Below are 25,901 nucleotides of genomic sequence, written 5' to 3'. Positions count from 1 at the left end.
AATCTCAACACATCCTAAATCGCCGCTTTCTGCTACCGCTTCAGCGCCAGCCCGATGGCGATGAAGCTCCATCCCTGGAATACCAGGTCGATCGCCAGGAAGATGCCCAGCACCCAAAGGCCTGTTCACCGGCCAGCCCATGGCGATCATCAGGCCGAGCAGAATGGTGATGATGCCGGCCGCCAGCAGCCATCCCCAGCCTTGCTGCGGCCGGTGATTGAAGGCCACCCAGGACCGCAAAAGCCCCGAAGCGACGAGCGCGACGGCCAGCAGCAGCGTCAGCACGGCCGAGGCGAGCAACGGGTTGTCGAAGGCGAAGAAGCCGGCAACGGCGTAGAGCAGGCCGCTCAGCAGCCAGTAGAAGAAACGTCCCCAGGTCTTGACCCCGAAGGCGTGGATGATCTCGATGACACCCGCCATCAGCATCAGCCAGCCGACGACATAGACGGAGGCGACGGTAGCGATGAACAGATTGCCGAAAGCGATGCCGCCGAAGATCAGCAGCAACACGCCGAGCGCCACGAACCATCCCCATTTGTCCCGCGTCTGGCCGATCGCGTCTTTCAGAGCATCGCCTTGCAAGGTCATGATCTTTCCCTCCGATGTCGCCGCGCCGCTTGCGGGTGAAAGGAAGGTAGTCCCGATGAACTTAAGCGTCCAGCGAGCAGCACGGCGTGCGAAGCGCCGCCTTCGTCAGCCCGCCATTTGCCGACGACCCGACTTGGCCGGCGTCGGCCGGATGACAGCGATCGACGGGCATGCAGAGATCGTCAACCTGGCGGCGGCTGGACTTCGTCCGGGAAGGGCGCCAGCGTCGCCTCCAGCGTCTCCCGGCCGGCCTGCCCCCAGCTTCGCGCCACGAAATCTGCGGCCTTCGCCTCGTACGGAGCACGGGCCGCGGGCGAAGTGATCCACTCCCGCATCGCGTTTTTCCAACCTTCGACGTCGAGCGGATCAAGGCAGAGTCCCGACGAACCGACCACTTCGGCGATGGCTCCGCCCGTCGAGGCGATCAGCGCCTTGCCGTAGGCCAGCGCCTCGACGGGCGGCAGCCCATATCCCTCGTAGAGCGACGGGTACACGCAGAACGCGCTGTTGCGGTAAAGAAGGGACAGCGTTCCGTCATCGACGTTGTCGAGATGAACGAGGCTCTTGCCGTAGGCAGGATGGCCGTGAAGCTTGGCCAGGATGCCGTCGACCAGCCAGCCGCCGCGGCCGACGAAAACCAGCTTCATGCCGCTACGCGCGACTGTTCCGTCCACGACGAGGCGCATCCAGACATCCATGAGCAGCGAATGGTTCTTGCGCGGTTCGATGGTGGAAACGAAGAGGATGTAGCGATCCGTCTCGAGCCCATCCGGCAGGCGGCCGTCCGCCTTCGATTTGCGGGCGCTGTCGCAGCCGAGAGGGACATGCTCCAGCTGCGGCAGGCGGATGCCGCGCTTGGCGGCATATTCCTCGACATCGGTGGTGACACGCCTCGAAGTCAGGATGAAACGGTCTGCCAGCCTCATCGCCAGATCCACATAGTCCGTGAATCTCTCGACGTCGTGCGGCTTGTACCATTCGGGAAACTGGATCGGAATGATGTCGTTCAACAGCACGATCAGCTTTGCGCCGACCAGACGCGCCTCGCGCGAAATGACCTCGATATCGGTATGGGCCCAGTCGTTGTTCATCAAGAGCAGATGGTCGCCGGGCGAAAGATCGTATTTGTCGCCGGCCACGGTCCTGAGCGGGACGATCCGGGCGCGTGAACCGCCCACGCCAGCGACCTGCCGCCGCTCGGTTTCCTTCATCAGCCTGTTTTCGATCCGGTCGAGAAAACGAAGGAAAGGGCTGCCGGGATTGCGCCGGCCGAACGCGCCGATTTCCGCTATCAGGATTCGGCGCGGTCTGATGATCGCCATCAGCAACCGCCGCGCCCAGTTCGGCCAGCGATCGTAAAAACGCGTCTTGAAGCGGGCAGGATCCGGGTAAAAGGTCATGTCGCACGAAATGTCGCCGGCGATGATCTCCGCCGCTATGTTCGGCGAAACCTGTCTGAGCACCCGCTCGATCGGGTCGAACACCGTGAATGCCACCTCGCAGCCCTTGAATGCGGCCGCCACGGCTGCGTAGTGGCGTTGCACGCGGACCAGGCCGACCGGGGGGCCGAGCCAGCGCACCATGCTCGAGAGATCGACGACAAGCCGCATCAGCTGGGCCGAATTCGTGCAGGACGCGCGATCATCCTGCGCCAGGCCAATCGCGGTCCGAGCGCGAGCGTCCTGAACGAAGGGGCGCCGACAGCCGCAAGGAACAGCAGCTTGCAAGTGACGGCCATGGGTATGCCCGCGGTTCGCAACAGCAACTCGATGTCGCGTCTTTCCAGGCTGGAGATGCCGGCCCCTGTGGCGGCGCGCGATGCCAGAAAGCTCGCGATGGCCTGCGCGGGTTGGCCGTTGGCGTCGAACGGCTCGGCGCGATTTCGACGCAGCAACGCCGACTGCCTGGCCAATGCCGCTGCCGCCTTTTGCTGATCCTGCTTCATGCGCGATATCTGTCCCGGATGCGATCTCAGCTTCACGAGCCGCTCATCCATGTTGGCCAGTTTTCCCGTCTCGGAAAGCCGCAGCCAAAGATCGTAGTCCTCGGCATAGGTGAACGCCCGACGATAGCCTCCCGCGCGCCGAACAGCCTCGGTCCGGAACATCACCGTCGGATGCAGCATCGGATTGTACCCGGCAAGCGCATCCCGCAACTGGTCGTTGCCGGCGGGAACGTCAATCGGCCTCAACGGGTTTCCGTCCCGGTCGATCTGAAATCCCGCCGTGCCGAGCAACTGCAAATCGGCGTCGGCCTGGAAACACGCCACCTGCAGGCGCAACCTGTCGGACAGCGAGACATCGTCGCAATCCATGCGCGCCGTAAGCGGGGCCCGCGCGAGCGAAATCCCCATGTTCAGCGCATCGACGATCCCCTTGCCGCGGTTGGCGACAACTTTGACGCGGCCATCGCGGCCGCCGATCGATGTCGCGATCGCGGCGCTGTCGTCGCAAGATCCGTCGTCGACGACGATGACTTCGATATCCGCCAGATCCTGGTCCAGGATGCTTTGCAGGGCCTCGCCGACATATTGCGCGCCGTCTCGCACCGGCATGATGACGCTTACTGTCGGCAATGGAACTTTCCTTGCGATGATCGGTCGCGACCGAATGGCCGTTGAATTCTCGAATGTCGGCAGCCTGGCTTCAAAATTCCAAATTCCAAAGTTTCCTCGGTCTGTCGACCGTCAATTTCCTTATCGCGCCGATCCGAGCGGGATCTCAAGCGCGGGCGCGAGCAGCCGCAGGACCGCCTCGCGTTTTTTCGCCTTCAACGAGAGGTCGCCATCGAGGCCGACTTCATGAAGCCAGCTGCCCCGCCATTCGCAATAGGCCCGTCTGAGCTCAACCCCAGGCAAGGCCGCGAATGCGGTTATCGGCCGTTGCGGAACCGTGTTCGGATCCACATCCCGATAGAGCGCCTCCCAGTTGGCTCCGCCGGTGTCGAGGCCGGCGAACCAGTCGAGCCCGAAATCGAGAGGCTTGCGGCCGACGGCGTCGAATTGGAAGAAGCAGTAGCCAGCCCACAAATACCATCGCGAGCCTGCCGTGCGGAGGTCGCCGTGAAACGGCGCATCTTCAAGAGGCTCAAAAGGATCGCATGGCTGCGTCGGGAAAAGATCCTGGTCCAGGAATCCGAACGCGGCCGGCGCGGCCGGCTTCAGAATATTGTGCCACATCCAGTTGAGCGCCGCGCCGTGGGACCGGCTCGGGTTTCTTGCGGTCCACGGATTGGTCGGCAGCCTGACATAAGCGGCGCCATGGGCTGCGCATATCTGCCTGTTGTCGCCTGCGGAAGCTTCGCCGATGCTGTTGTCGGCAACGATGTGGAGATCATGGCGAACAAGTCGTCTCGTCAGCCGCAACTGCAGATCCAGGCACTGAGCATCGCCGAAAGCGACGGTAATCAGGACATGGCGACCCCGGGCGGCGGCACGGATGTCCTGGATATCGCCATCCTTGAGCGGCTGACGCAGAAATCTCCGGTCGATTTTCCGGTAACGGGCAGTCTTGATGGCATGCGTCAGCGGCTGCAGCCTCAACCATTGCTGCAAGTCATATTCGCGCAGGGCCTTTGGCACGGCTGCCGCGGCTTTCAGTCGAGGCCGGCTCGGCGGCCACGATCGCCCCGTGGAATTTTCATGCGCGCTCCAATTGAGTTTTTTTGAAAAAGCTTGAATGCAACAGCATCCAGGTCTCTTGATAACGGACTATATACAGCATATGCCTGTTTTCAACACGACCAACATTTGAGCGCCCGGCGTGTTTGTTTGAATGGGGAAGTCTGGGGCGCACCCGGGGTCTCTCTCCGATCTGACTTGGGGGTGGGGCGGCGCTCCGGATAACGCGATGAGAATCTGCTGCGCAATCTCTACCCTCTTCATGAATGGGGGTCTGCAGAGGGATTGTCTCAATATCAGCGAACGACTGGTCGGGCGCGGCCATAGCGTGACGATCCTGACGACGCGCCAGGTCGGTCATGTCGAGAGTTCGGCTACGATAAAGATCCAGCCGGCAAGGGTTCTCTCCAACCCGGGCACCGAATATGCGCTGGGAAGGTCGGTGCTGACGGCCAGGCGCGACTTCGACTGCGTGGTCGGTTTCAACAAGATGGCGGGTCTGGACATCTACTATGCCGGCGATCCGCCCTATTTTGTGTCGAAGCTCGGATGGTGGCGGCCGTTTTCGCCCCGCTTCATGCGCCAGCAGAATCTCGAATCGATGATCTTTGCCCCTGGCAACGCCGTGCAGATCATTGCGCTCAGCGAAAACCAGGCAGCGCTTTACCGCGACTTCTGGCGAACCGAGGAATCGCGCATTCACGTCGTCGGCCCGACGCTCGATCCGAAACGCCGCAGGCCGGAACTGCTCACTGTCGACCGCAATGAGATCCGCGATCGTTTTGGGCTTCCCCGCAAATCCGTCATTGCCTTGACCATCGCCAACAGATTGAAGGTGAAGGGTCTCGATCGGGCGGTAAAGGGCCTTCAGCCGTTCCCGGATATCCATTGGCTGATCGCCGGTCTTCGAAAAGGCAGCGAGGAAGAAACGCGACTTCGCGCCCTGATTGCCAAATCCGGCATGTCGGAACGGGTTACCCTGCTGGGCATCCAGGAAGACATTCCGGCGATTGTGGTTGCAAGCGATTTCATGCTGCATCCGGCTCGCCTTGAAAATACAGGCACGGTAATCCTCGAGGCACTCGCAAACGGCTTGCCTGTCATCGCATCGGACGCCTGCGGATATGCAAAATATGTCGAAGCCAGCGGAGCGGGGCTGGTTGTGGCCAACCGCGACGATCCTGAAATCTGGCGGCAGGCAATCCTGAAGGCCGGCAACCCGGCGGTCCCCGCGCAATGGCACAAGGCGGCTCTTGCCTACGGGGCATCAAACCCGCTTACCGGCGGACTGGAAGCGGCCTGCGATCTGATAGAGACGTCTCGCCGCACCCGGCGTGTCGCCTAATTCGTCCGTCGATTCCGCCGGCTCCGACGTTACGACTTTAAGCCAAATTTTACCGAACGCGCGGCATGGCTTGAGCGCTGGCAGGTGGTGCTGCCGGCGCGTTTCGCATAAGGGGTGACGATGCGTATTGTCGGGACGATTCCGCTGGCCGTTGCCATGGGCCTGTCCACCGCGCCCGTCGCCCAAGCGGGCGAGGGCAGCTGGATATCCGGCGACTGGTATCTGACGCTCGGCGCCACAGCGCTGGTTGCGCCGAATTTCGAGGGCGGCAAGAAATACATGCTCAGCGCCCAGCCGATCATTTCGCTCGGCAAGGTCGGTCCGGAGGCGCGTTTCACCTCGCGCAACGACAACATCTCGCTGGCGCTGATCGATGACGGTTCCATTCGCGCCGGCTTGACCGGCAAGTTCATATTCTCGCGCGAGAGCAAGGATGAGCTCAAGGGCCTCGATCCGGTGCGCTTCGGCGGCGAGGCGGGCGGCTTCTTCGAATTTTATCCGCTGGACTGGCTGCGCGCGCGGGCCGAGCTGCGGCATGGCATCCGCTCCCACAACGGCTTCGTCGCCGATATCGCGGCCGACGCCTTCTACGACATCACGCCGACCGTTCGCATCTCCGGCGGTCCGCGCGTTTCCTTCGCCTCGTCGGACTATTTCGACGCCTATTACGGCGTCAATGCCAAGGAAGCGGCGGCTTCGGGCTTGAGCGAGTACCATCCGGGCGGCGGCGTGAAATCGACCGGCCTCGGCGGCGCGATCACCTGGAAAGTGACCGAGCCGATGACGGCGAGCGTCTTCACCGAGTATTCGCGCCTGATGGGGCCGGCGGCCGATTCCAGCCTTGTCAAGGAGCGCGGCGACCGCAACCAGTGGATGTTCGGTGTCTCGACCACTTACCGCTTCAATTTCACGATGTAGGTCGCGAAAGCGGCCTCATGCCTTGAAATCCGCGCTTTATTCCTGCCGCGCCATCCGCTAAAAGCCACGCCATGACGAGCTTTTCGCGCCTTTTCGCGATCGCGATACGAATTACGGGCCCGGTGTTCCGGGCGGCCTGAGCGCCGCTGGAGCCGCCGGGTGTTTTCGCGCGCGCCCCTCGCGTTTTTTCATGAACATCAACGCATATCGCCCGAAGGTGGCTTCGTTTTTGGGAAAACGATATGCGTCAAAGCAAGACTTGAACACCCGGCTTTTTGTCGTCGGGTACCCTGAGATGGCAGATCAATGACCGACACTGTTGAGACGATCGACTATTCCAAAACGCTTTATTTGCCGCAGACGGATTTCCCCATGCGCGCCGGCCTGCCCGAGAAGGAGCCTGGCCTGGTCAAGCGCTGGCAGGACATGGACCTTTACAGAAAGCTGCGCGAGGAGGCCGCCGGCCGCGAGAAATTCGTGCTGCATGACGGTCCGCCCTACGCCAACGGCAACATCCATATCGGCCATGCGCTGAACAAGATCCTCAAGGACGTCATCAACCGCTCCTTCCAGATGCGCGGCTATGACGCCAACTACGTGCCGGGTTGGGACTGCCACGGCCTGCCGATCGAATGGAAGATCGAGGAGCAGTATCGCGCCAAGGGCAAGAACAAGGACGAGGTGCCGGTCAACGAGTTCCGCAAGGAATGCCGCGACTTCGCGGCTCATTGGATCAAGGTGCAGGGCGAAGAGTTCCAGCGCCTCGGCGTCGTCGGCGATTTCGACAATCCCTATACGACCATGGCCTACCATGCCGAGTCGCGCATTGCCGGCGAACTGTTGAAATTCGCCATGTCCGGCCAGCTCTACCGCGGCTCGAAGCCGGTGATGTGGAGCGTGGTCGAGCGTACCGCGCTCGCCGAGGCCGAGGTCGAGTACCAGGACTATGAGAGCGACACAATCTGGGTGAAATTCCCGGTCGCGAGCCTCGCCCAGCCGGTCGCCGGCGCCGCGCCGGCGCTGGACGAGGCCGCGCTCGATCTGGTCGAGGCGCATGTCGTCATCTGGACGACCACGCCCTGGACGATCCCCGGCAACCGCGCCGTGAGCTATTCGCCGCGCATCGCCTATGGCCTCTATGATGTGACGGCGGCCGAGAACGCATTCGGCCCGCAGCCCGGCGAGAAGCTGATCTTTGCCGACGCGCTGGCCGAGGACTGTGCCGCCAAGGCCAAGATCGCACTGAACCGGCTTCATAGCGTCTCGGCCGAACAGCTTGGGATGCTTACGCTTTCGCATCCTTTCAAGGGGCTAGGCGGTGGCTATGACTTCCCGGTGCCGATGGTTGCCGGCGAGCATGTCACCGACGATGCCGGTACCGGCTTCGTGCACACCGCGCCCGGCCATGGCCGCGAGGACTTCGATGCCTGGATGGAAGCCGCGAGCGAGCTCAGGGCGCGCGGCGTCGATACCGTGATCCCCTTCACGGTCGACGATGCCGGCTTCTTCACCAAGGACGCGCCGGGCTTCGGCCCCGGGCGCGAGGGCGGTGCGGCGCGCGTCATCGATGACAACGGCAAGAAGGGCAATGCCAATCAGGCGGTCATCGACGAGTTGATCAAGCGCAACGCGCTCTTCGCGCGCGGCCGGCTGAAGCACAGCTATCCGCACTCCTGGCGCTCCAAGAAGCCGGTGATCTTCCGCAACACGCCGCAATGGTTCGTCTATATGGACAAGGACCTTGGCGACGGCACGACGCTGCGCAGTCGCGCGCTGAAGGCGATCGACGACACCCGCTTCGTGCCGGCGGCGGGCCAGAACCGCATCCGCGCCATGATCGAGGAGCGCCCGGACTGGGTGCTGTCGCGCCAGCGCGCTTGGGGCGTGCCGATCGCCGTCTTCGCCGACGAGGACGGCAATGTGCTGAAGGACGAGGCCGTCAACCGGCGCATCATGGACGCTTTCGAGAAGGAAGGCGCCGACGCCTGGTTCGCCGAGGGCGCCAAGGCGCGCTTCCTCGGCAATCACGATGCCTCGAAATGGCACCAGGTGATGGACATCCTCGACGTCTGGTTCGATTCCGGCTCGACGCATGTCTTCACGCTGGAAGACCGTCCGGATCTCAAATGGCCGGCCGACGTCTATCTCGAGGGCTCGGATCAGCATCGCGGCTGGTTCCATTCCTCGCTGCTCGAAAGCTGCGGCACCAGGGGCAGGGCGCCTTACGACACGGTCATCACCCATGGCTTCACCATGGACGAGGAAGGCCGCAAGATGTCGAAGTCGCTCGGCAACACCGTCGTGCCGCAGGACGTCATCAAGCAGTCCGGCGCCGATATCCTGCGTCTCTGGGTGGTGACGACCGATTATTGGGAAGACCAGCGCCTCGGCAAGAACGTGCTGCAGACCAATATCGACGCCTACCGCAAGCTCAGGAACACCATCCGCTGGATGCTCGGCACGCTCGCCCATGACGACGGCCATGACGTGCCGGTCGAGACGATGCCGGAACTGGAACGGCTGATGCTGCATCGGCTGTCCGAGTTGGACGAGGTGGTGCGCCAGGGCTACGATGCGTTCGAGTTCAAGCGCATCACCCGCGCGCTGCTCGATTTCATGGTGGTGGAGCTTTCGGCCTTCTATTTCGACATCCGCAAGGACGCGCTCTACTGCGACGGACCGTCGAGCCTGCGCCGCAAGGCGGCCGTGCAGGTGGTGCGCCACCTCTTCGAATGCCTGGTGAAGTGGCTGGCGCCGATGCTGCCCTTCACCACCGAAGAAGCCTGGCTCGACCGCCATCCGCAAGCCGTGTCGGTGCATCTCGACCAGTTCCCGGCGATCCCGCAGAACTGGCGCAACGAGGCGCTGGCCGAGAAATGGCGCAAGGTAAGGCAGGTGCGCCGTGTCGTCACCGGCGCGCTGGAGATCGCGCGCGCCGAGAAGCTGATCGGTTCGTCGCTCGAGGCGGTGCCGGTGGTGACGCTCGACGATGCGGTGCTGGAAGCAGCGATCGCCGATGTCGACATGGCCGAGATGGCGATCACCAGCGATCTCGTCGTTAAGCATGGCAAGGCCCCGGAAGGCGCCTTCACGCTCGATGACGTCAAGTGCGTGGCGGTGGTGGTGGAGAAAGCCGAGGATCGCGGTCTGGTCAAATGCGCGCGCTCCTGGCGCTACACCGCCGATGTCGGCCAGGATCCGGAATTCCCGGACGTTTCGGCCCGCGATGCGGCCGTGCTGCACGAGCTGAAGGCGCTTGGGCGTTTATAAGCCGGTGCAAAAGCAGCGCGCCGGGTGGCCCGAAACCGCCCGTGCGTTGCCCTTAACGAGCGGTTGAGGTAAACACGCGACACTCCGGCAGACAAATTGTCGCCGGATTTCCATCGCAAATGCGGGGAAGCAGGGGACCGTGCCCTTGGCCGGTGGCGACCGAAAGGCTGTTAGAGTGGGACTTTATGGCATGACCGACAGAACGTTTGCGCGCGCCGCGCTGCTGGCGCCGCTTGTGGTATCGGCCGTCGCAATGTCCGGCTGCATGAGCTCGCCCACCTACGGAACCGACAAGACGGCCGCCGCGCAGCTCTTCGACGACGTTTCCGGCGCCGCCGCGATCACGCCGAAGCGTCGCGATCCGATCGACTACAAGCCGCGTCCTGAGCTGGTGAAGCCGGCCCCGGGGCAGAAGGAAAACCTGCCGCCGCCGCAGCAGAGCATCGAGACGGCGAGCGCCGACTGGCCCGAATCGCCCGAGGCGCGCCGTGCCCGTATCCGCGCCGACGCCACCGCCCATCAGAACGATCCGAACTACCAGGCCGAAGCGGCCGAGGATGTCCAGACCGATCCCGAAGCGGTTAAGAAGGCGATGGCGGAGTCGGGTTCAAGCCACCCCCCGCGCTGGTCGCCGGATGATTCCAGCGCCACGCGCCGCGCCGAGGTTCAGCGCCGGCTGGCCGAACAGAAGCAGGGCGATCCGACCACTCGCAGATATCTGAGCGAGCCCCCGCTTGCCTATCGCCAGGCGGCCGCCACCGCGCCGCAGAACGAGCTCGGCGAGGACGAGTACAAGAAGGAGCGCCGACTCAAGGCGCAGGCCGAAGGCAAGAAGGGCGGCTGGTTCGACTGGCTAGGGCTGTGAACAGTCAGTAGTCAGTAGTCAGTAGTCAGTAGTCAGTAGTCAGTAGTCAGTAGTCAGTAGTCAGTAGTCAGTAGTGACTACTCACTACTCACTACTCACTACTCACTAACCACTACTCACTAACCACTACTCACTTCACCTCACCCGCCATCCCGTCTCTCGCGAAAAAAATCCTTGAGGATGAGGGCGGCGTCGCTTTCGCCGATCCCCGCATAGATGTCCGGCGTGTGGTGGCAGGTGGGCGAGGCGAAGAAGCGCACGCCGTTGACCACCGCGCCGCCTTTCTCGTCGGCGGCGCCGAAATAGAGCCGCCGCAGCCGAGCGAAGGAGATCGCGCCGGCGCACATCGCGCAGGGCTCCAGCGTCACATAGAGGTCGTGGCCGGTGAGACGCTCGCTTGCGAGCTTCCGGCAGGCCTCGCGGATCGCCAGCATCTCGGCATGCGCTGTCGGGTCCGCCAACTCGCGCGTGCGGTTGCCGGCTTTCGCGACCACCGTGCCGCCATTGGCGATCACGGCGCCGACCGGCACTTCGCCGCGGCCGGCGGCCGCTTCGGCCTCTTCAAGCGCCAGGGCCATGAAATCCGGTCGTTTCAAGCGGTCTCCATTCCGATTACTCCTCGCCACCCGACAGCGATCCTGTTATCTAGCGCGAGACCTTGAAAACCGGAATCGGTTTTTGCCGCGCTGGCATATGCGCAATAATCAAGATGACACCGCCTGCGCTGGGCGTCCGAAAGGGCGTGCTGCGCTGTAGCAGGTGAAGACGAGCGAAGTAATGAACGACGACAAGAAATCTTCACGCGGGCCGCGCAAAGCCGGCTCGAAACCGGCGGGCCTGCGAGACGGCAAGCCGGCCTACGGCGCCAAGAAGCCGTTCGCCAAGCGCGAGCGGCCCGCGGCTGCCGAAGGCGAGCGCCGCTATGTCGAGCGTAGCTATAAGCCACGCGAAACGGGCGAGGGCGCTGGGCGTGCCGAAAAGCCGTTCCGCAAGGGTCCGCGCCCTGACGGCAAGCCCTTCGAGAAGCGCGATGGCCGCAAGCCTTACACGCCGCGCGGCGACCGGCCGATGGCGGCCGAAGGCGAGCGCCCGGCCCGCGACTTCAAGCGCAGCTACAAGCCGCGTGAAACGGGGGAAGGCGGGGAGCGTGGCGACAGGCCGTTCCTCAAAGGTCCGCCGCGCGACGGCAAGCCCTTCGACAAGCGTGAGAACCCCAAGCCCTATACGCCGCGTGGCGACCGGACGGTGGCGGCCGAAGGCGAGCGGGGCGAACGACGTTTCGACCGCCCCAAGCGCGCGTTCGACGACCGTCCCAAACGCGATTTCGCCGATCGGCCGAAGCGAGACTTCAGCGATCGTCCACAGCGCGATGGCACCGCAAGAAAACCGGAAGGCGGCTTCAAGCCGCGGCCGCGGCCCTCGGAAGCCGCGCCGGAAAGCGGCGAGCGCATCGCCAAGCGGCTGGCGCGCGCCGGCATCGCCTCGCGCCGCGACGCCGAAGAGCTGATCGCGGCCGGCCGCGTCAAGGTCAACGGCAAGGTGCTGGACTCGCCGGCCTTCAATGTAAGCGCCGACGACATCATTTATCTCGACGGCACCGAGATTCCGCCGATCGAGCGCACGCGTCTCTTCCTGTTCCACAAGCCGGCGGGCGTCGTCACGACCAACCGCGATCCGGAAGGCCGCAGGACCGTCTTCGACGTGCTGCCGCCCGACCTGCCGCGGCTGATGACGATCGGCCGGCTCGACATCAACACCGAGGGCCTGCTGCTGTTGACCAATGACGGCGGGCTGTCGCGCGTGCTCGAATTGCCGGCGACCGGCTGGCTGCGGCGTTATCGTGCGCGCGTCCACGGCAAAGTCGAGGAGAGCGCGCTCGCCGGCCTGCGCGAAGGCATCGCCGTCGACGGCGTCTTCTACGGCTCGATCGAAGCTTCGCTCGATCGCGAGCAGGGCTCCAATGCGTGGCTGACGCTCGGCCTGCGCGAAGGCAAGAACCGCGAGGTGAAGAACATCCTCGGCGCGCTTGGCCTCGACGTGACGCGGCTGATCCGCATCTCCTACGGGCCGTTCCAGCTCGAGGACCTGCCGGAGGGCCATGTGCTCGAGATCAAGGGCCGCGTGTTGCGCGAACAGCTTGGCGAGCGGCTGATCGAGGAATCCGGCGCCAATTTCGATGCCGAGATCCAAAAGCCGTTCTCCAACAAGCCGGTGCGCGGCGGCGGGCCTCGCCGTGAAGAGACCGACCGGCCGAAATTCACGCGCGACGGCGACCACCGGCCGATCGGCGAGGGCGGGCTGATCAAGGCGCGCAAGCGCCGCGAAGGCAGCCGCGACGAGGCGCTGAGCAAGCTCTCGACAAAGCCGGACAGGGCATTTGGGCCGGACAGGGCGTTCGGCGAGCGCGGCCCGAAATCCGACCGCGGCGGTTTTGGCGACAAGCCGCGCGGCGGCTTCGGCGACAAGCCGCGGTTTGGGGGCAAGAAATCCGAGCGCGAGCAGCGGCCGATCGAGCCGCCGGGCCAGCGCAAGGCCAATGTCTGGATGGCGCCGGGCGCCCGGCCGATCGGCAAGGGCAGGGCGGAGGCCGATGCCGCGAAGGCTGCCGAGGCCAAGGCGCGCAAGGCATCCTACAAACCGGGCGGCAAGGGCAAGCCGGGCGCGAAGCCGTTCGGCAAGCCTCGCGGCGAGCGCCCTGAAGGCGATGGCGGCGACAGGCCGCGCGGTCCGAAGAGGGGCGGCGATGCGGATCGTCGGCGGTGAATTCCGCGGGCGTCCGCTGGCGACGCCGAAAAGCAACGCAATCCGCCCGACCACCGACCGCACCCGCGAGGCGGTGTTCAACGTTCTGGCGCATCGCTACGCGGAAAAGCTCGAGGGCGGCCGCGTGCTCGACCTCTTCGCCGGCACCGGCGCGCTCGGACTTGAGGCACTGTCGCGCGGCGCCTCCTACTGCGTCTTCATCGAGGAATCGACCGAAGGGCGAGGCCTGATTCGCGAGAATGTCGAGGCCTATGGACTCACCGGCCGCACCAAGATTTTTCGTCGTGACGCCGCTCATTTGGGCGAAGCCGGCACGATCTCGCCCTTCGGGCTGGTCTTCGCCGACCCGCCCTATGGCAAGGGGCTCGGCGAGCGCGCGCTGCGCTCGGCCAAAGCCGGCGGCTGGCTTCTGCCTGGCGCGCTCTGCGTCGTCGAGGAGGCTGCCTCGGCGGCGTTCGAACCGGGCGCCGGCTTTTCTGTGATGGACGAGCGCAATTACGGCGAAACGGTCATCCGCTTCATCGAGGCCAACTAGCCTCGCCTCGAAAATGCCGAACAAATCACTTTGCCTCACCAGCGAACCTTGCCTATCGTCGCGCAACCGCGACCGGAGAACTTGATGAAACAAACAGGGATTGGGCTGCGCGCAACGCTTCTGGCCGGCGCGCTGGCGCTTGCCGCGGCCGCTCCGGCCCGCGCGGCCGATGTCGGCGCGGTCAAGGATTTCCTGCTCGACAACGGCATGGAGGTGGTCGTCATCCCGGACCATCGCGCCCCGATCGTCACCCACATGGTCTGGTACAAGATCGGCAGCGCCGACGAGCCGCCCGGCAAATCCGGCATTGCGCATTTCTTCGAGCATCTGATGTTCAAGGCCACGACCAAGCACGCCGCCGGCGAGTTCGACCGCGCCGTGTCCGAGATCGGCGGCTCCAACAACGCCTTCACCTCTTACGACTACACCGCCTTCCACGAGACGGTGCCGCCTTCGGCGCTCGAGCAGATGATGGGCTTCGAGGCCGATCGCATGCGTAACCTCATCCTGACCGACGATGTCATCAAGACCGAGCGCGACGTGATCCTGGAGGAGCGCCGCTCGCGCATCGACGGCAACCCGCAGGCGGTGCTCGACGAGGAGGTCGATGCGACGCTCTGGCAGAACCAGCCATACCGTATTCCGGTGATCGGCTGGATGCAGGAGATGGAGCAGTTGAACCGTCCGGACGCGAAAGCCTTCTACGACGCCTACTATCGGCCGAACAACGCCGTGCTGGTGGTGGTGGGCGATGTTGATCCCAACGCGGTGAAGGCGATGGCCGAAAGGACCTACGGCAAGGTCGCCCGCGGCCCGGACCTGCGGCCGCGCATCCGTCCCGTCGAGCCCGAGCAGAACACGAAGCGCACGGTGACGCTGACCGACGCGCGCGTCTCGGTGCCGAGTTTTTCGACGCAATGGGTGGTGCCATCCTATCACACGGCCAAGCCCGGCGAAGCCGAGGCGCTCGACCTGCTTGCCGAGATCCTCGGCGGCGACAACCGCAGCAGGTTGTACCAGCAGCTCGTCGTCAAGCAGGGTATCGCTTCCGAGGCCGGCGCCTACTTCCAGGGCACCATGCTCGACGCCACCAACTTCACCGTCTATGGCGCCCCGCGCGGCGATGCCAAGCTTGTCGATATCGAGGCGGCGGTCGATGCCGAGATCGCCCGCATCGTCAAGGACGGCGTGAGCGACGATGAGCTGGAGCGGGCCAAGACCCGCTATGTGCGCTCCATGATCTTTGCGCGCGACAAGCAGGACGACATGGCCAACATGTACGGCTCGACGCTTGCCACGGGCGGCAATGTCAAGGACGTCCAGGAATGGCCCGACCGCATCCGCAAGGTAACCGCCGATGAGGTCAAGGCGGTCGCCGCCCGCTATCTGGTGCTCGATCGCTCAACCAGTGGCTATCTCTTGCCGCAGCAGCAGGCGGGGAATTGATGATGAGCATGGTTCTTGGCCGCACGAGCACCTTTCCTTCTCCCCGCCAGGCTTCCCCTTCTCCCCTCGTGGGGTCCGAAGGGCGGGGCGAGACCCGTGGCTCGACCCCGGGCGGTGGCCGAGCGAAGCTCGGTCGGATGAGGGGTGTTCCAGCTTGGCAAGGACGGCGATCCTTCCAACACCCCTCAACCGTCTCGGCGCTGCGCGCCAATCCACCTTCTCCCGTAAGGGGAGAAGGTGGGCGCGTCTATCGCGCCGTCGCCATCCTTTGCTTCGCCCTGTTCTTCCTGCTTTTGCCGGCGCTTGCCGCGCGCGCCGAAATGAACATCCAGGAGGTGAAGTCGAAGAAGGGCGTCACCGCCTGGCTGGTGGAAGACCATTCGATCCCGCTGGTTGCGATCCGTTTCGTCTTTGACGGCGGCACGGCGCAGGATCCGGCCGGCAAGGAAGGCCTGGTCAACCTGATGACCGGGCTGTTCGACGAGGGCGCCGGCGACCTCGACAGCGAGGGCTTCCAGGTGAAGCTCGACGATGCCGGCGCCGAGATGAGTTTTCAGGCCGCCCGCGATGGCATCTATGGTTCGATGCGCATGTTGTCCGACCAGAAGGACGAGGCTTTCGGCTTGCTGAAGCTGGCGGTGAACCGCCCGCGCTTCGACCAGGCACCGATCGACCGCATCCGCGCCCAGATACTGTCCGGCATCCTCGCCAATGAGCGGGATCCCAATACGATCGGCCAGCAGCGTTGGCTGCGCGCGATCTATGGCCAGCATCCCTATGCGCGGCCGGACGAGGGCAACAAAGACAGCCTCGCCACCATCACTGCCGACGACCTCAGGACCTTTCACAAAGCAAATTTCGCCCGCGGCGGCCTGCATGTGGCGGTGGTGGGCGATATCGACGCCGCCACGTTGAGCGGCAGGCTCGACGAGGTGTTCGGCGACCTACCGGACAAGCAGGCGCTGGCGCCGATTGTCGACGTCACGCCCAAGCTCGGCCAGCAGCTCGAAGTGAATTACGACTTGCCGCAGACCTCCCTGCAGCTTGCCTGGCCGGGCGTGAAGCGAAGCGATCCCGATTTCTACGCCGCCGCGCTGATGAACGAGATACTTGGCGGCTCGACATTCACCTCGCGCCTCTACGAAGAGGTGCGCGAGAAGCGCGGCCTTGCCTATAGCGTCAGCTCCGATCTCGTCGATCACGAGCATTCCAACGCGCTGCTGGTGACGACGGCGACGCGTTCCGACCGCGCGGCCCAAACGCTTGCGATCGTGCGGCAGGTGGTGAGGGACATGGCCGACAACGGCCCCTCGGAGGAGGAGCTCGCGGCGACCAAGAAATACATGGTCGGCGCCTACGCCATCAGCAATCTGGATTCGTCCAGCTCTATCGCCGCGACGCTGGTGGAGCTGCAGATCGATGATCTCGGCATCGATTATATTAAGCGGCGGGCGGCTCTCATCAACGCGGTGACGCTGGCTGACGTCAAGGCAGCGGCGAAGAAGCTCCTGTCGTCCGACCCGGCGGTGATGGTCATCGGGCCGCCGCTGGTTCAGGTGGCGGGAGGCCGCAAGGGATGAGCCCGACCTTCGGGGTGGCCTTCGGCGGCGGCGGCGCGCGCGGTCTTGCGCATATCCATATCATCGAGGCTCTCGACGAGCTTGGCATCAAGCCGGCGGCGATCGCCGGCTCGTCGATCGGCGCCATCATGGGCGCCGGCATGGCCGCGGGCATGACTGGAGCGCAAATCCACGATTATTCCCGTTCGATCCTCGGCAGCCGCGCTGAAATGGCGGCGCGCATGTGGCGGTCGCGGCCGGGCACCATAGCCGAGGCCATGCAGGGCGGCATCCGCGTCGGCCAGTTCAATATCGAGCGCATCCTGAAGGCGTTCCTGCCTCAGGACATCCCCGCCACTTTCGAGGAGCTGAAGATTCCGCTCAAGGTGACGGCGACCGACTATTTCGGCCACAAGCTCGCCGTGTTCGCCGAAGGTGAATTGCATTCGGCGCTCGCGGCCTCGGCCGCCATTCCGGCGGTGTTCCGCCCTGTGGTGCGCAATGATTGCCTGCTGATCGACGGCGGCATCTACAATCCCGTCCCCTTCGATCTCCTCGAAAAGGATGCCGATATCATCATCGCAATCGACGTGGTCGGTGCGCCGAGCGACGCCGAGCGCAAGCATCCGACCACGGTCGACCTGATGTATGGCGCCTCGCAGTTGATGATGCAGTCGATCATCGCCAACAAGCTGCAGCAGTCCAGCCCCGACATACTGATCCGCCCAAAAGTCTCGAAGTACCGCGTGCTCGATTTTCTCAAGATCGAGGCGCTGATGGCCGAGACGGCGGAGATCAAGGACGAGCTGAAGCGCGCCGTGGAGAAGGCCGCGGAAGCGTATGGCGGCAGGCAGGGCAAGAAGAAAGCGGTCTGAGAGCATCCTCCAGCCGCATCGCTTCAGGTGCATATGGCTGCGACCGAGGTCTGACACCGAAGTCTGAAACGTCGCCGCAAAGGTCCCTTATAAAGTAAGACCTAAGGATAGAGCGAAGTATTCTTTATACTGAATGGCCGAATTCGCGCCCGGATTTGAGTGTTGTCATTAACTCTTCATCGAATTGCCCGTTGACGCACGCTGCGGTAGAGTTAATAATATCCTAATATAGTAGCGTGAACAAATCTCGAGACCGGCAACAACGAGATACTGTGCTACTGGGGTAGGGGAAACGCAGCGCGGCATCCGCAGCCGCTTTTAGCCGTCACTATCGAACCGCCACCCGCCATGAGACACCATGTTGTATTTGGTGCGCTCGGGCCGGGGACGGGCAGGTGCGGCGCGCCGGGCGCTAGGCGGATCCTCCTCCCCGGACGGAATTTGGACGCCGATCTTGGCGTCGTTGCATGGGGTAGTTAGCCGCCGTGGCGGCCAAAAAAGGCGCGCGAGCGTCTGTGGAGGAAATGACGATGAGTGACATTGGCGATGGTGTGCTTCTCGAGGCCACGTCGATTGGTTCCGGCACAGGTAACTACGATTCCTTCTTCCGCTTGCAGGCGACAGGTGTCGAGCAAGGCTTCAACACCGATCAGAATGGCAAAGTCCTCGACGACAAGGCCTCGTTCACACACAGCCTGCAATGGGGCAATCTGCAGCCGATCACCGTCAATGGCATCCAATATATCGAGTTCCGGCTGGACCTTAACGAAAACGTCAATGCCAACATCACGCTGACCGATCTCAGGGTCTATATTTCCAACCACGACGCGACCATCACAGACTATGATGCCGGCTTCTCCGGCTTCGTCTCGGTCTTCGACATGCCCGGCACGCAGCTGCTGACGGACTCCAATAGCGGTTCCGGCACGGACGATTACCGCGTGCTTGTCCCGGTCAGCTCCTTCCTCAGTGCCGGCGCGACGTCCAGCTCCTACGTCACGCTCTACTCGAGCTTCTCAGGTTCGGATGGCGGCTTCGAGGAGTGGCGCACCACGACAGCCCCAAGCGTTTCGACCCAACCCGGAATCGCCATCGACAAGCAGACGGTCGACGGCGCGGTCTCCGGAGACGGACTGAACGTCCTTGCAGGCGATTCGATTTCCTGGAAGTATACGGTCACCAATACCGGCAACGTTGCATTGTCGAACGTCGTCGTGACCGACGACCACAACGTCGTCGTCTCACCGGTGCTCAGCGGCGGCTTCAATGTCGGCGATACCAACCACGACAACAAGCTCGACACGACCGAGACCTGGATTTTCACCGGGTCCGGGACGGCGATCTCCGGGAATTATTCCAATATCGGTACTGTGACGGCTTCAACGGGCACAGGCACGGTAACCGATTTCGATCCTTCGAATTACTTCGGCGCCAGCCCGGCGATTACCATCGACAAGGTGACGGTGGACGACACGGCGTCTGGCGACGGCCACACCATCCTGGCCAACGAGGCCATCTCCTGGAAGTACACTGTCACCAACACCGGCAACGTGGCGCTGTCCGACGTGACGGTGAGCGACAGCGATGCCGGCGTTACCCCGGTCGCGGTGCTTGCCGATGCCACCCACAACATCGGCGATACCGATCTGGACGGCGTGTTCGATATCGGCGAATCCTGGGTCTTCACGGCCAGCGGCACCTCGCAAGCCGGTGCCTACGAGAACACCGGCACGGCCACGAGTTCCTATCAGGACGATGCCGGTCACAGCGTGCCGGTTACCGCCCATGACGGTTCCAGCTACTTCGGCGCCGATCCTAAGATCACCATCGACAAGGTGACGGTGGACGACACGGCGTCGGGCGATGGCCTGAACATCCTGTCGGGAGAGGCCATCTCCTGGAAGTACACGGTCACCAACACCGGCAACGTGGCGCTGTCCGGTGTGGCGGTGAGCGATAGCGATGCCGGCGTTACCCCGGTCGCGGTGCTTGCCGATGCCACCCACAACATCGGCGATACCGATCTGGACGGCGTGTTCGGTATCGGCGAGTCCTGGGTCTTCACGGCCAGCGGCACCTCGCAAGCCGGTGCCTACGAGAACACCGGCACGGCCACGAGTTCCTATCAGGACGATGCCGGTCACAGCGTGCCGGTTACCGCCCATGACGATTCCAGCTATTTCGGCGCCGATCCGCACATCACGCTCGACAAGAAGACGAACGGCGTCGACCACGGCCTCGACATCTTCCAAGGTCAGGCGGTCACCTGGACGTACGATGTGACCAATGACGGCAATGTCGCGCTCACCAACGTGGTTGTGAAGGATGACAATGGTACTCCGCTCAATCCTAGCGACGACTTCAATGCGACGGCGATCACCAGCAGCGGGTTCAACACCGGCGACGGCAATTTGAACGGCGTCTTCGACATCGGCGAAACCTGGCACTACCAAGCCACGGGCACGGCGCAGGTGGGTAGCTATGTCAACAACGCGACGGCCACGACCGACGCATATACAGACACCGCCGAACATTCGCGCACGCCGAGCGCCACGGATAGCAGCGACTATGAGGGCTTCTCCAACAAGGCGCTGACGCAAGGGTTCTGGGGCAGCCACACGGATGTTTGGGACAACGTCGGCGGCAACGAAGGTAATCCATCCAAGAGCGCATACGCTTCGGGCGTGTTGTCCAGCCTCGATGTGAATCCGAGTAAGGACGACCTGACCACAGCGAAGATCGACGAGAGCAAATATCTTCTGCTTGGCGACACCAACTCCGACGGCATAGCCAACGACACGCACGATCTGTGGATCTCAATCTCGCTGGCGAAGTCGATCGAATCCGCCTCGGCTGGCGGTGACGCGCGGCTAATCATGCTGCAGCAAGCGATTGCAACCCAGCTCAACATCAACAACGGCGTCGCTCAGCCCGATAATCTGATCGACGAAGCGGTGATGTGGCTTAAGAGCCAAGGCGCCTGGTCTACGGCTGGCGCTAACCTTGACGCCAACAATGACGGCTTCATCGACACCAACGGCGCCGGCACAGCGTTACTGGGCAACGCGCTCAAGACTAACACCAATGCTTGGACCAAATATGTCGACGTGACTGATCCTGCCGGCATCACCGACTGGAACGGGGGCAAGGAAGCCGACGGCGAAGGCTTGAAGAACGCCCTGATGTGGTTCAACCAGGGCCAGTTGGTGACCTCCGGCCCCGGCCCCGGCGGTCATGTTGCCTGGTTCAACGGCACCAGCATCGTCGACGACCACCCGAATACGCTCGACCAGTTCTGGGTGACGCTGCACGAGGTTGTGGGGCTGACGGGCATCAGCTGAGCGGTGTGATCTAATCGGGCCTAGTGAAAAACCGCCATGGCAACAACTGGCATGCTCGGCACAGGGCAGGCGAGGACGACGCTGGCAGGCCTCGTCCTTCTCATCTTTGGCGTGGCGATTGTTGCGCGCGGATCGCTCTCAGGGGGCACGGTGTTGGGCGCAACAGCGGTCGCCGCCTTCGGCGGTCTGGTTCTGTTTCGCGCGCGCTCTGACGACGTCAGTGGGCGCGCGACAGTCGCAAACATCGGCGCCAGCGCTCGCCCGGCAGCAAAACCCGCCAGGCGCCCTCAGCGCTCGGAACTTGCCGAAGCGCTTCGCGCCTGCCGCTCCGCCTTCCTCGCAGTAGGACTGTTCAGCGGCGTGCTCAACGTTCTGATGCTCGCCGGCTCGCTCTATATGCTTGAGGTCTATGATCGCGTGCTGCCGAGCCGCAGCCTGCCGACGCTGGTTGGCCTCTCCATCCTGCTCCTCATTCTCTATAGCGGACAGGGAGTGCTCGAATTCGTGCGCGGACGCGTGCTCGTCCGCATCGGCGGGGCGCTTGACGAAGCGCTCGGCGGCCGAGTCTATCAATCAATCCTGCGTCTGCCCCTCAGGACGGGCCGCGACAGCGACAGCTTGCAGCCGATGCGCGACCTCGACAGCGTCCGCGTCTTCCTGTCGGGCAGCGGGCCAACGGCGCTTTTCGACCTGCCATGGCTGCCGCTCTATCTGTTTATCATCTTCATGTTCCACTGGCTGCTCGGCGTGACGGCGCTGCTCGGCGCGATCGTGCTGGTCGCGCTCACGATCATGGCCGAACGGCTGACGCGAAAGCCGGTTTCGTCCGGAACATCCAGCGGCATCCGCCGCAACGGCCTGGTCAGCGCCGCTAATCGCAACGCCGAAGTCGTTGCCGCCATGGGGATGGCCGGCGGTCTTACCGCGCGGTGGGAAGATGCCAACCTCGATTACATCGCCGAACAGCGCAAGGTGAGCGATGTGGCAGGCGGCTTCGGCGCGATATCGAAGGTCCTGCGCATGCTGCTGCAGTCGTCCATGCTCGGTCTCGGCGCCTGGCTGGTCATCGAGGGGCAGGCGACGGCGGGCATCATCATCACCGCCTCGATCCTCAGCGGTCGCGCATTGGCTCCGGTCGATCTTGCGATCGCCAACTGGAAGGGCTTCGTCACCGCGCGCCAGGGCTGGCAGCGGCTGAACAGGGTGCTGGCGGCGCTGCCGGCTGAAACCGAGCCGATGTTGCTGCCGCCGCCGAGCGCGAATATCGGCATGCAAAACGTCTCGGTCGGCGCCCCGGGCTCGCAGAGACTGCTGGTCCACGACGCAAGCTTCGCTCTGGAGGCGGGCCACGGCGTTGGCATCATCGGACCGAGCGGGTCGGGAAAGTCCACGCTGGTGCGCGCGCTTGTCGGCGCCTGGCGACCGCTCGCCGGCCGCATCAAGCTGGATGGCGCCGACCTCGATCAATGGTCGCAGGCGGAGCGCGGCCGCCATATCGGATACCTGCCGCAAGATGTCGAGCTCTTCGCCGGCACCGTGGCCGAGAACATCGCGCGCTTCGAGCCGGACTCCGACTCCGGCGCCATCATCGCCGCGGCGAAGGCGGCGGGCGCGCACGAGCTGATCGTCGGTTTCCGCGAAGGCTACGAGACCGAGATCGGCGAGCATGGCGAGGCGGTCTCGGCCGGCCAGCGCCAGCGCATCGCGCTGGCGCGTGCGCTCTATCGCGATCCGTTCCTCGTGGTCCTGGACGAGCCGAATTCCAACCTCGACATGGATGGCGAGCAGGCCCTGATCAAGGCGATGTTGGGCGTCCGCGAACGGGGCGGGGTTGTCGTGATCGTCGCGCACCGGCCGAACGTGCTGGCGGCCGTCGATTTCGTGCTGGCGATGAACCAGGGACGCGTCCATGCCTTCGGCCCGAAGGACGAGGTTTTCGCCAAGATGTTCCCGACATTGCGGCCGGTGCCGGCCGGCGCCCCGCAACTGAGAGTGGCTTCCGACGGTCCCCATCTGGCCGTTGCCGACGGAACCGAGGCAGGGCGCTGACATGGCTACATCAGGCGCCTCGCATTTATCCATCCGCTTCTACACGCGGCTTGGCGTCGGCGTGGTGAGCCTGCTTGCGGGCGGCGTCGGTGGCTGGGCATCGGTCACCGAGATCGCCGGCGCGGTCATCGCCCCCGGCACCCTCGTCGTCGATTCCCACGTCAAGGACGTACAGCATTCCACCGGCGGCATCGTTGCGGAGATCGACGCCCGGGACGGCGACCACGTGAAAGCGGGAGATCTTCTGGTCCGTCTCGACCGCACTGTGCCGGCAGCCAACCTTGGCGTGGTGAGCAAGGCGCTCGACCAGCTCGCCGCGCGCAAGGCGCGCCTCGATTCGGAGCGCCGCGGCAGCGACGCCATCATCTTTCCGAACGAGCTTTTGGACCGCATTGCCGATCCTGACGTCGCCGAGGCGGTGGCCGGCGAGAAGCAGCATTTCGAGACACGGCGCACATCCCGCGCCGGTCAGAAGAGCCAGCTTGGGGAACGCATCGCCCAGCTCGAGAAGGAGATCGCCGGCGACACGGCGCAGGCTGAGGCCAAGAGCAAGGAGATAGAGCTGGTGCAGAAGGAGCTTGCCTCGGTGCGTACGCTCTGGGCCAAGAAGCTCATCTCCATCGACCGGCTGACCCAGACCGAGCGAGAGGCCACGCGCCTCGACGGCGAGCGCGGCCAGCTTATTGCGGCCCAGGCCCAGGCGCAGGGGCGGATCGCCGAGATCAAGCTGCAGATCATCCAGATCGATCTCGACCTCAGCACCGAAGTGAACAAGGACCTGCGCGATGTCGACGGCCGGATGGGCGAGCTTCTGGAACGCAAGGTCGCCGCCGAGGACCAGTTGAAGCGGGTCGACATCCGCGCGCCGCAGGACGGCGTCGTGCAGCAGTCGATCGCCTATACGATCGGCGGCGTGGTGAAGCCGGGCGAGACGATCATGCAGGTCGTGCCCGACAATGACAGCCTTGCGGTGGAAGCCAAGATCGCGCCGAGCGACATCGACCAGCTATGGGTCGGCCAGCCCGCTTCGCTGCGCTTCTCGGCCTTCAACCAGCGCACCACGCCCCAGATCGACGGCGTGGTCGAACGGACCTCGCCCGACATCACCACCGACCAACGCACCGGCGTCAGCTACTACACTGTGCGCATCACCACGACCGCCGCGGAGGTCGCGCGGCTCGGCGAGGTCAAGCTGGTTCCCGGCATGCCGGTGGAGTCCTTCATCAGGACCGAGGATCGCTCGGTGATGTCTTATCTGGTCAAGCCGCTGCAGGACCAGATCAGCCGGGCATTTAGACAGTAGGCCACCAGTACGTTTCACCGTTTCACGGAAACGGCGAAACGCCCTATCTCTTTGTTTTGACGCAATTCCGGACGGAAAACCGCCCCTCTAGTCTAAGCTTTCGCGACCGCCCTATATTCCATCGCCACCACGCCATTGCTGAACGGCACGGCCGAGACAAGCTCGAGCGCTGTCGGTTTGTCCGAAGGAAAAAGCCGTTCGCCCTGGCCTGCGGCTGCCGGATAAACGAGCAGTCTGAGGGTATCGACAAGGCCAACGCCGAGCAGTTGCCGGGCGAGATTCACGCTGCCATGCACATAGATGTTGCCGCCGCTTTGTTGCTTCAGCCGGGTGACCGCATCGGTAAGGGGGCCTTCGAGCAATTCGGCCGGATGCCAATCGACCGCTTTCAAGGTCGTCGAGGCGACATATTTCGGCAGTGCGTTGAAGCGGTCGGCGAAGTCGCCTTTTTCGGCAGGCCAGTGGCCGGCAAAGATTTTGTAGGTCACGCGTCCGAGAAGCATGGCGCCGCTGTCGGCAAGCTCATTCTCCTTGAATGCCTGCATCTCATCGTTCCAAGCTATTTCTGGCAGTTTCTCGTGCTCGGCGACGCCGTCGATGGTGATGAATTCGGTGACGATGAGCTTTCTCATGGCATCCTCTATTGGTTAAAGCATGTCTCCCGAAAGTGGCCCCGGTTTCGGGACAAAGACATGCTTAAAATCGGAAACTTAAAGCAGGTCGTGTGAATCCTTTTTCACGCGATCTGCTTTAGGTCTCGCACCATAGGACGGCCACGCCGGCGCGTTCCCGACAAAACAAAAGCCCGCCGGAATGACCGGCGGGCTCTTTCGCTTTGGCTGGAGGCCTTGGCTTAGTTGAACTTGTACTTGGCGTCGATCCGCACGGTGTGGAAGGACGGCGTCGCCATCGCGAGACCGCTCGGGATCGGTAATGCATCCGAGAAGTCTTCCTTCTCGAATTGCGAGTAACGGTATTCGATGCCGACGGTCATCTTGTCCGACAGGGCCGTTTCCAGGCCCGCGCCGACCGAGAAGCCGCTGGAGCCCCAGTCGACGTCGAGCGGTGCCGGAGCATCGAGCTTGAAGTGCTGCCAGCTGTAGCCTGCGAGGGCATAAGCCAGGGTCGCCTCGTTGACCTTCATGCCGATACGGCCGAGCACGTCGAAACCATAGTCGGTATTGAGGCTGATCGAGTCGACACCGCCCAGGATGCCACCCAGATCAAGCTTCGACTTGATGCCGGAGAGACGCGCGTCGACCAGGCCGCCGACCACCCAGCTGCCCATGTCCTGGTCGTAGCCGATGCTGGCCTCGCCGAACACGCCTTCGCCGCCGAGGCCATTGAACTTGGCGCCGGCGAGCGGCGGAATCTCGATCTGGTGCACGACCGCGCCGGCACCGAGCCCACCGCCGACATAGAAGC

Annotated in this window: 19 protein-coding genes and 1 pseudogene; 13 read left to right on the top strand and 7 right to left on the bottom strand. The window is 63.7% G+C overall.

Annotated features, from left to right (window positions below):
* Positions 1 to 32: 32 nt before the first annotated feature.
* The 4 genes and pseudogenes from FJ980_RS08600 to FJ980_RS08585 all read right to left on the bottom strand — a co-directional run bounded on the left by FJ980_RS08600 (position 33) and on the right by FJ980_RS08585 (position 3,616).
* A pseudogene (locus FJ980_RS08600) lies at positions 33 to 588 on the bottom strand (HdeD family acid-resistance protein).
* Positions 589 to 770: 182 nt separating this feature from the next.
* Entirely contained in the window at positions 771 to 2,198 is a 1,428-nt protein-coding gene (locus tag FJ980_RS08595; RefSeq protein WP_140542488.1) for a glycosyltransferase family 1 protein, read from the bottom strand.
* Entirely contained in the window at positions 2,198 to 3,163 is a 966-nt protein-coding gene (locus tag FJ980_RS08590; RefSeq protein WP_140542487.1) for a glycosyltransferase, read from the bottom strand. The genes FJ980_RS08595 and FJ980_RS08590 overlap by 1 nt, the downstream gene beginning before the upstream one ends.
* A 120-nt stretch (positions 3,164 to 3,283) precedes the next feature.
* On the bottom strand, positions 3,284 to 3,616 hold the full coding sequence (locus tag FJ980_RS08585; RefSeq protein WP_140542486.1) for a hypothetical protein: 333 nt from the start codon (positions 3,614 to 3,616) through the stop codon (positions 3,284 to 3,286).
* A 33-nt stretch (positions 3,617 to 3,649) separates the two neighbouring features.
* Between FJ980_RS08585 and FJ980_RS08580 the strand changes: the two genes are divergently transcribed.
* The 5 genes from FJ980_RS08580 to FJ980_RS08560 all read left to right on the top strand — a co-directional run bounded on the left by FJ980_RS08580 (position 3,650) and on the right by FJ980_RS08560 (position 10,605).
* Positions 3,650 to 4,255, top strand: a complete 606-nt coding sequence (locus tag FJ980_RS08580; protein WP_140542485.1) for a hypothetical protein — start codon at positions 3,650 to 3,652, stop codon at positions 4,253 to 4,255.
* Positions 4,256 to 4,361: 106 nt separating this feature from the next.
* Positions 4,362 to 5,552 (top strand): glycosyltransferase family 4 protein, encoded by a 1,191-nt coding sequence (locus tag FJ980_RS08575; RefSeq protein WP_140542484.1) that lies wholly within the window; start codon positions 4,362 to 4,364, stop codon positions 5,550 to 5,552.
* Positions 5,553 to 5,672: 120 nt separating this feature from the next.
* Positions 5,673 to 6,470 carry a MipA/OmpV family protein gene (locus FJ980_RS08570; protein WP_140542483.1) on the top strand — a complete coding sequence of 266 codons (798 nt, stop codon included), beginning with the start codon at positions 5,673 to 5,675 and terminating at the stop codon, positions 6,468 to 6,470.
* Positions 6,471 to 6,776: 306 nt separating this feature from the next.
* Complete coding sequence (gene ileS, locus FJ980_RS08565) at positions 6,777 to 9,740, top strand: isoleucine--tRNA ligase (protein WP_140542482.1); 2,964 nt, start codon at positions 6,777 to 6,779, stop codon at positions 9,738 to 9,740.
* Positions 9,741 to 9,930: 190 nt separating this feature from the next.
* Positions 9,931 to 10,605, top strand: coding sequence for a hypothetical protein (locus FJ980_RS08560; RefSeq protein ID WP_140542481.1), 675 nt, complete (start codon positions 9,931 to 9,933; stop codon positions 10,603 to 10,605).
* A gap of 140 nt (positions 10,606 to 10,745) precedes the next feature.
* Here FJ980_RS08560 and FJ980_RS08555 read toward each other — a convergent pair whose 3' ends face one another.
* Positions 10,746 to 11,201: a nucleoside deaminase gene (locus FJ980_RS08555; protein WP_140542480.1), complete on the bottom strand. Its 456-nt coding sequence runs from the start codon at positions 11,199 to 11,201 to the stop codon at positions 10,746 to 10,748.
* 181 nt (positions 11,202 to 11,382) lie between these two features.
* Here FJ980_RS08555 and FJ980_RS08550 point away from each other — a divergent pair, with 181 nt between their 5' ends.
* The 8 genes from FJ980_RS08550 (at position 11,383) to FJ980_RS08515 (ending at position 24,476) form a co-directional block, all read left to right on the top strand.
* Positions 11,383 to 13,368, top strand: coding sequence for a pseudouridine synthase (locus FJ980_RS08550; protein WP_140542479.1), 1,986 nt, complete (start codon positions 11,383 to 11,385; stop codon positions 13,366 to 13,368).
* Complete coding sequence (rsmD, locus tag FJ980_RS08545) at positions 13,349 to 13,903, top strand: 16S rRNA (guanine(966)-N(2))-methyltransferase RsmD (RefSeq protein ID WP_140542478.1); 555 nt, start codon at positions 13,349 to 13,351, stop codon at positions 13,901 to 13,903. Before FJ980_RS08550 ends, rsmD begins: the two co-directional genes overlap by 20 nt.
* 84 nt (positions 13,904 to 13,987) lie before the next feature.
* On the top strand, positions 13,988 to 15,349 hold the full coding sequence (locus tag FJ980_RS08540; RefSeq protein WP_140542477.1) for a pitrilysin family protein: 1,362 nt from the start codon (positions 13,988 to 13,990) through the stop codon (positions 15,347 to 15,349).
* 137 nt (positions 15,350 to 15,486) lie between these two features.
* Positions 15,487 to 16,929: a pitrilysin family protein gene (locus FJ980_RS08535; RefSeq protein ID WP_140542476.1), complete on the top strand. Its 1,443-nt coding sequence runs from the start codon at positions 15,487 to 15,489 to the stop codon at positions 16,927 to 16,929.
* Entirely contained in the window at positions 16,926 to 17,783 is an 858-nt protein-coding gene (locus FJ980_RS08530; RefSeq protein ID WP_140542475.1) for a patatin-like phospholipase family protein, read from the top strand. The genes FJ980_RS08535 and FJ980_RS08530 overlap by 4 nt, the downstream gene beginning before the upstream one ends.
* Positions 17,784 to 18,313: 530 nt before the next feature.
* Positions 18,314 to 21,124 (top strand): hypothetical protein, encoded by a 2,811-nt coding sequence (locus FJ980_RS08525; protein WP_181181147.1) that lies wholly within the window; start codon positions 18,314 to 18,316, stop codon positions 21,122 to 21,124.
* A gap of 36 nt (positions 21,125 to 21,160) precedes the next feature.
* Complete coding sequence (locus FJ980_RS08520; RefSeq protein ID WP_246676360.1) at positions 21,161 to 23,173, top strand: type I secretion system permease/ATPase; 2,013 nt, start codon at positions 21,161 to 21,163, stop codon at positions 23,171 to 23,173.
* Position 23,174: 1 nt separating this feature from the next.
* The gene (locus tag FJ980_RS08515) at positions 23,175 to 24,476 is read left to right on the top strand and encodes an HlyD family type I secretion periplasmic adaptor subunit (protein WP_140542473.1); all 1,302 of its coding nucleotides are present in this window, start codon (positions 23,175 to 23,177) and stop codon (positions 24,474 to 24,476) included.
* A gap of 92 nt (positions 24,477 to 24,568) precedes the next feature.
* On the opposite strand, the gene FJ980_RS08510 is transcribed toward FJ980_RS08515, so the two are convergent.
* Both FJ980_RS08510 and FJ980_RS08505 read right to left on the bottom strand, forming a co-directional pair.
* Positions 24,569 to 25,108: a dihydrofolate reductase family protein gene (locus FJ980_RS08510; RefSeq protein ID WP_140542472.1), complete on the bottom strand. Its 540-nt coding sequence runs from the start codon at positions 25,106 to 25,108 to the stop codon at positions 24,569 to 24,571.
* A 221-nt stretch (positions 25,109 to 25,329) separates the two neighbouring features.
* Positions 25,330 to 25,901: outer membrane beta-barrel protein (locus FJ980_RS08505; RefSeq protein ID WP_140542471.1), on the bottom strand; the 572-nt coding region annotated here is incomplete at its 5' end.

The organism is Mesorhizobium sp. B1-1-5, assembly GCF_006443065.1.
Classification (GTDB): domain Bacteria; phylum Pseudomonadota; class Alphaproteobacteria; order Rhizobiales; family Rhizobiaceae; genus Mesorhizobium.
The sequence above is the reverse complement of the archived record's forward strand: the minus strand, read 5'-3'. Positions and strand labels throughout refer to the sequence as shown.

Coding starts and splice junctions, on each gene's coding strand:
- FJ980_RS08595 (WP_140542488.1), bottom strand. CDS start 2,198: ATGCGGCTTGTCGTCGATCTCTCGAGCATGGTGCGCTGGCTCGGCCCC.
- FJ980_RS08575 (WP_140542484.1), top strand. CDS start 4,362: ATGGGGAAGTCTGGGGCGCACCCGGGGTCTCTCTCCGATCTGACTTGG.
- FJ980_RS08570 (WP_140542483.1), top strand. CDS start 5,673: ATGCGTATTGTCGGGACGATTCCGCTGGCCGTTGCCATGGGCCTGTCC.
- ileS (WP_140542482.1), top strand. CDS start 6,777: ATGACCGACACTGTTGAGACGATCGACTATTCCAAAACGCTTTATTTG.
- FJ980_RS08560 (WP_140542481.1), top strand. CDS start 9,931: ATGACCGACAGAACGTTTGCGCGCGCCGCGCTGCTGGCGCCGCTTGTG.
- FJ980_RS08550 (WP_140542479.1), top strand. CDS start 11,383: ATGAACGACGACAAGAAATCTTCACGCGGGCCGCGCAAAGCCGGCTCG.
- rsmD (WP_140542478.1), top strand. CDS start 13,349: ATGCGGATCGTCGGCGGTGAATTCCGCGGGCGTCCGCTGGCGACGCCG.
- FJ980_RS08540 (WP_140542477.1), top strand. CDS start 13,988: ATGAAACAAACAGGGATTGGGCTGCGCGCAACGCTTCTGGCCGGCGCG.
- FJ980_RS08535 (WP_140542476.1), top strand. CDS start 15,487: ATGAGGGGTGTTCCAGCTTGGCAAGGACGGCGATCCTTCCAACACCCC.
- FJ980_RS08530 (WP_140542475.1), top strand. CDS start 16,926: ATGAGCCCGACCTTCGGGGTGGCCTTCGGCGGCGGCGGCGCGCGCGGT.
- FJ980_RS08525 (WP_181181147.1), top strand. CDS start 18,314: ATGAGTGACATTGGCGATGGTGTGCTTCTCGAGGCCACGTCGATTGGT.
- FJ980_RS08520 (WP_246676360.1), top strand. CDS start 21,161: ATGGCAACAACTGGCATGCTCGGCACAGGGCAGGCGAGGACGACGCTG.
- FJ980_RS08515 (WP_140542473.1), top strand. CDS start 23,175: ATGGCTACATCAGGCGCCTCGCATTTATCCATCCGCTTCTACACGCGG.
- FJ980_RS08510 (WP_140542472.1), bottom strand. CDS start 25,108: ATGAGAAAGCTCATCGTCACCGAATTCATCACCATCGACGGCGTCGCC.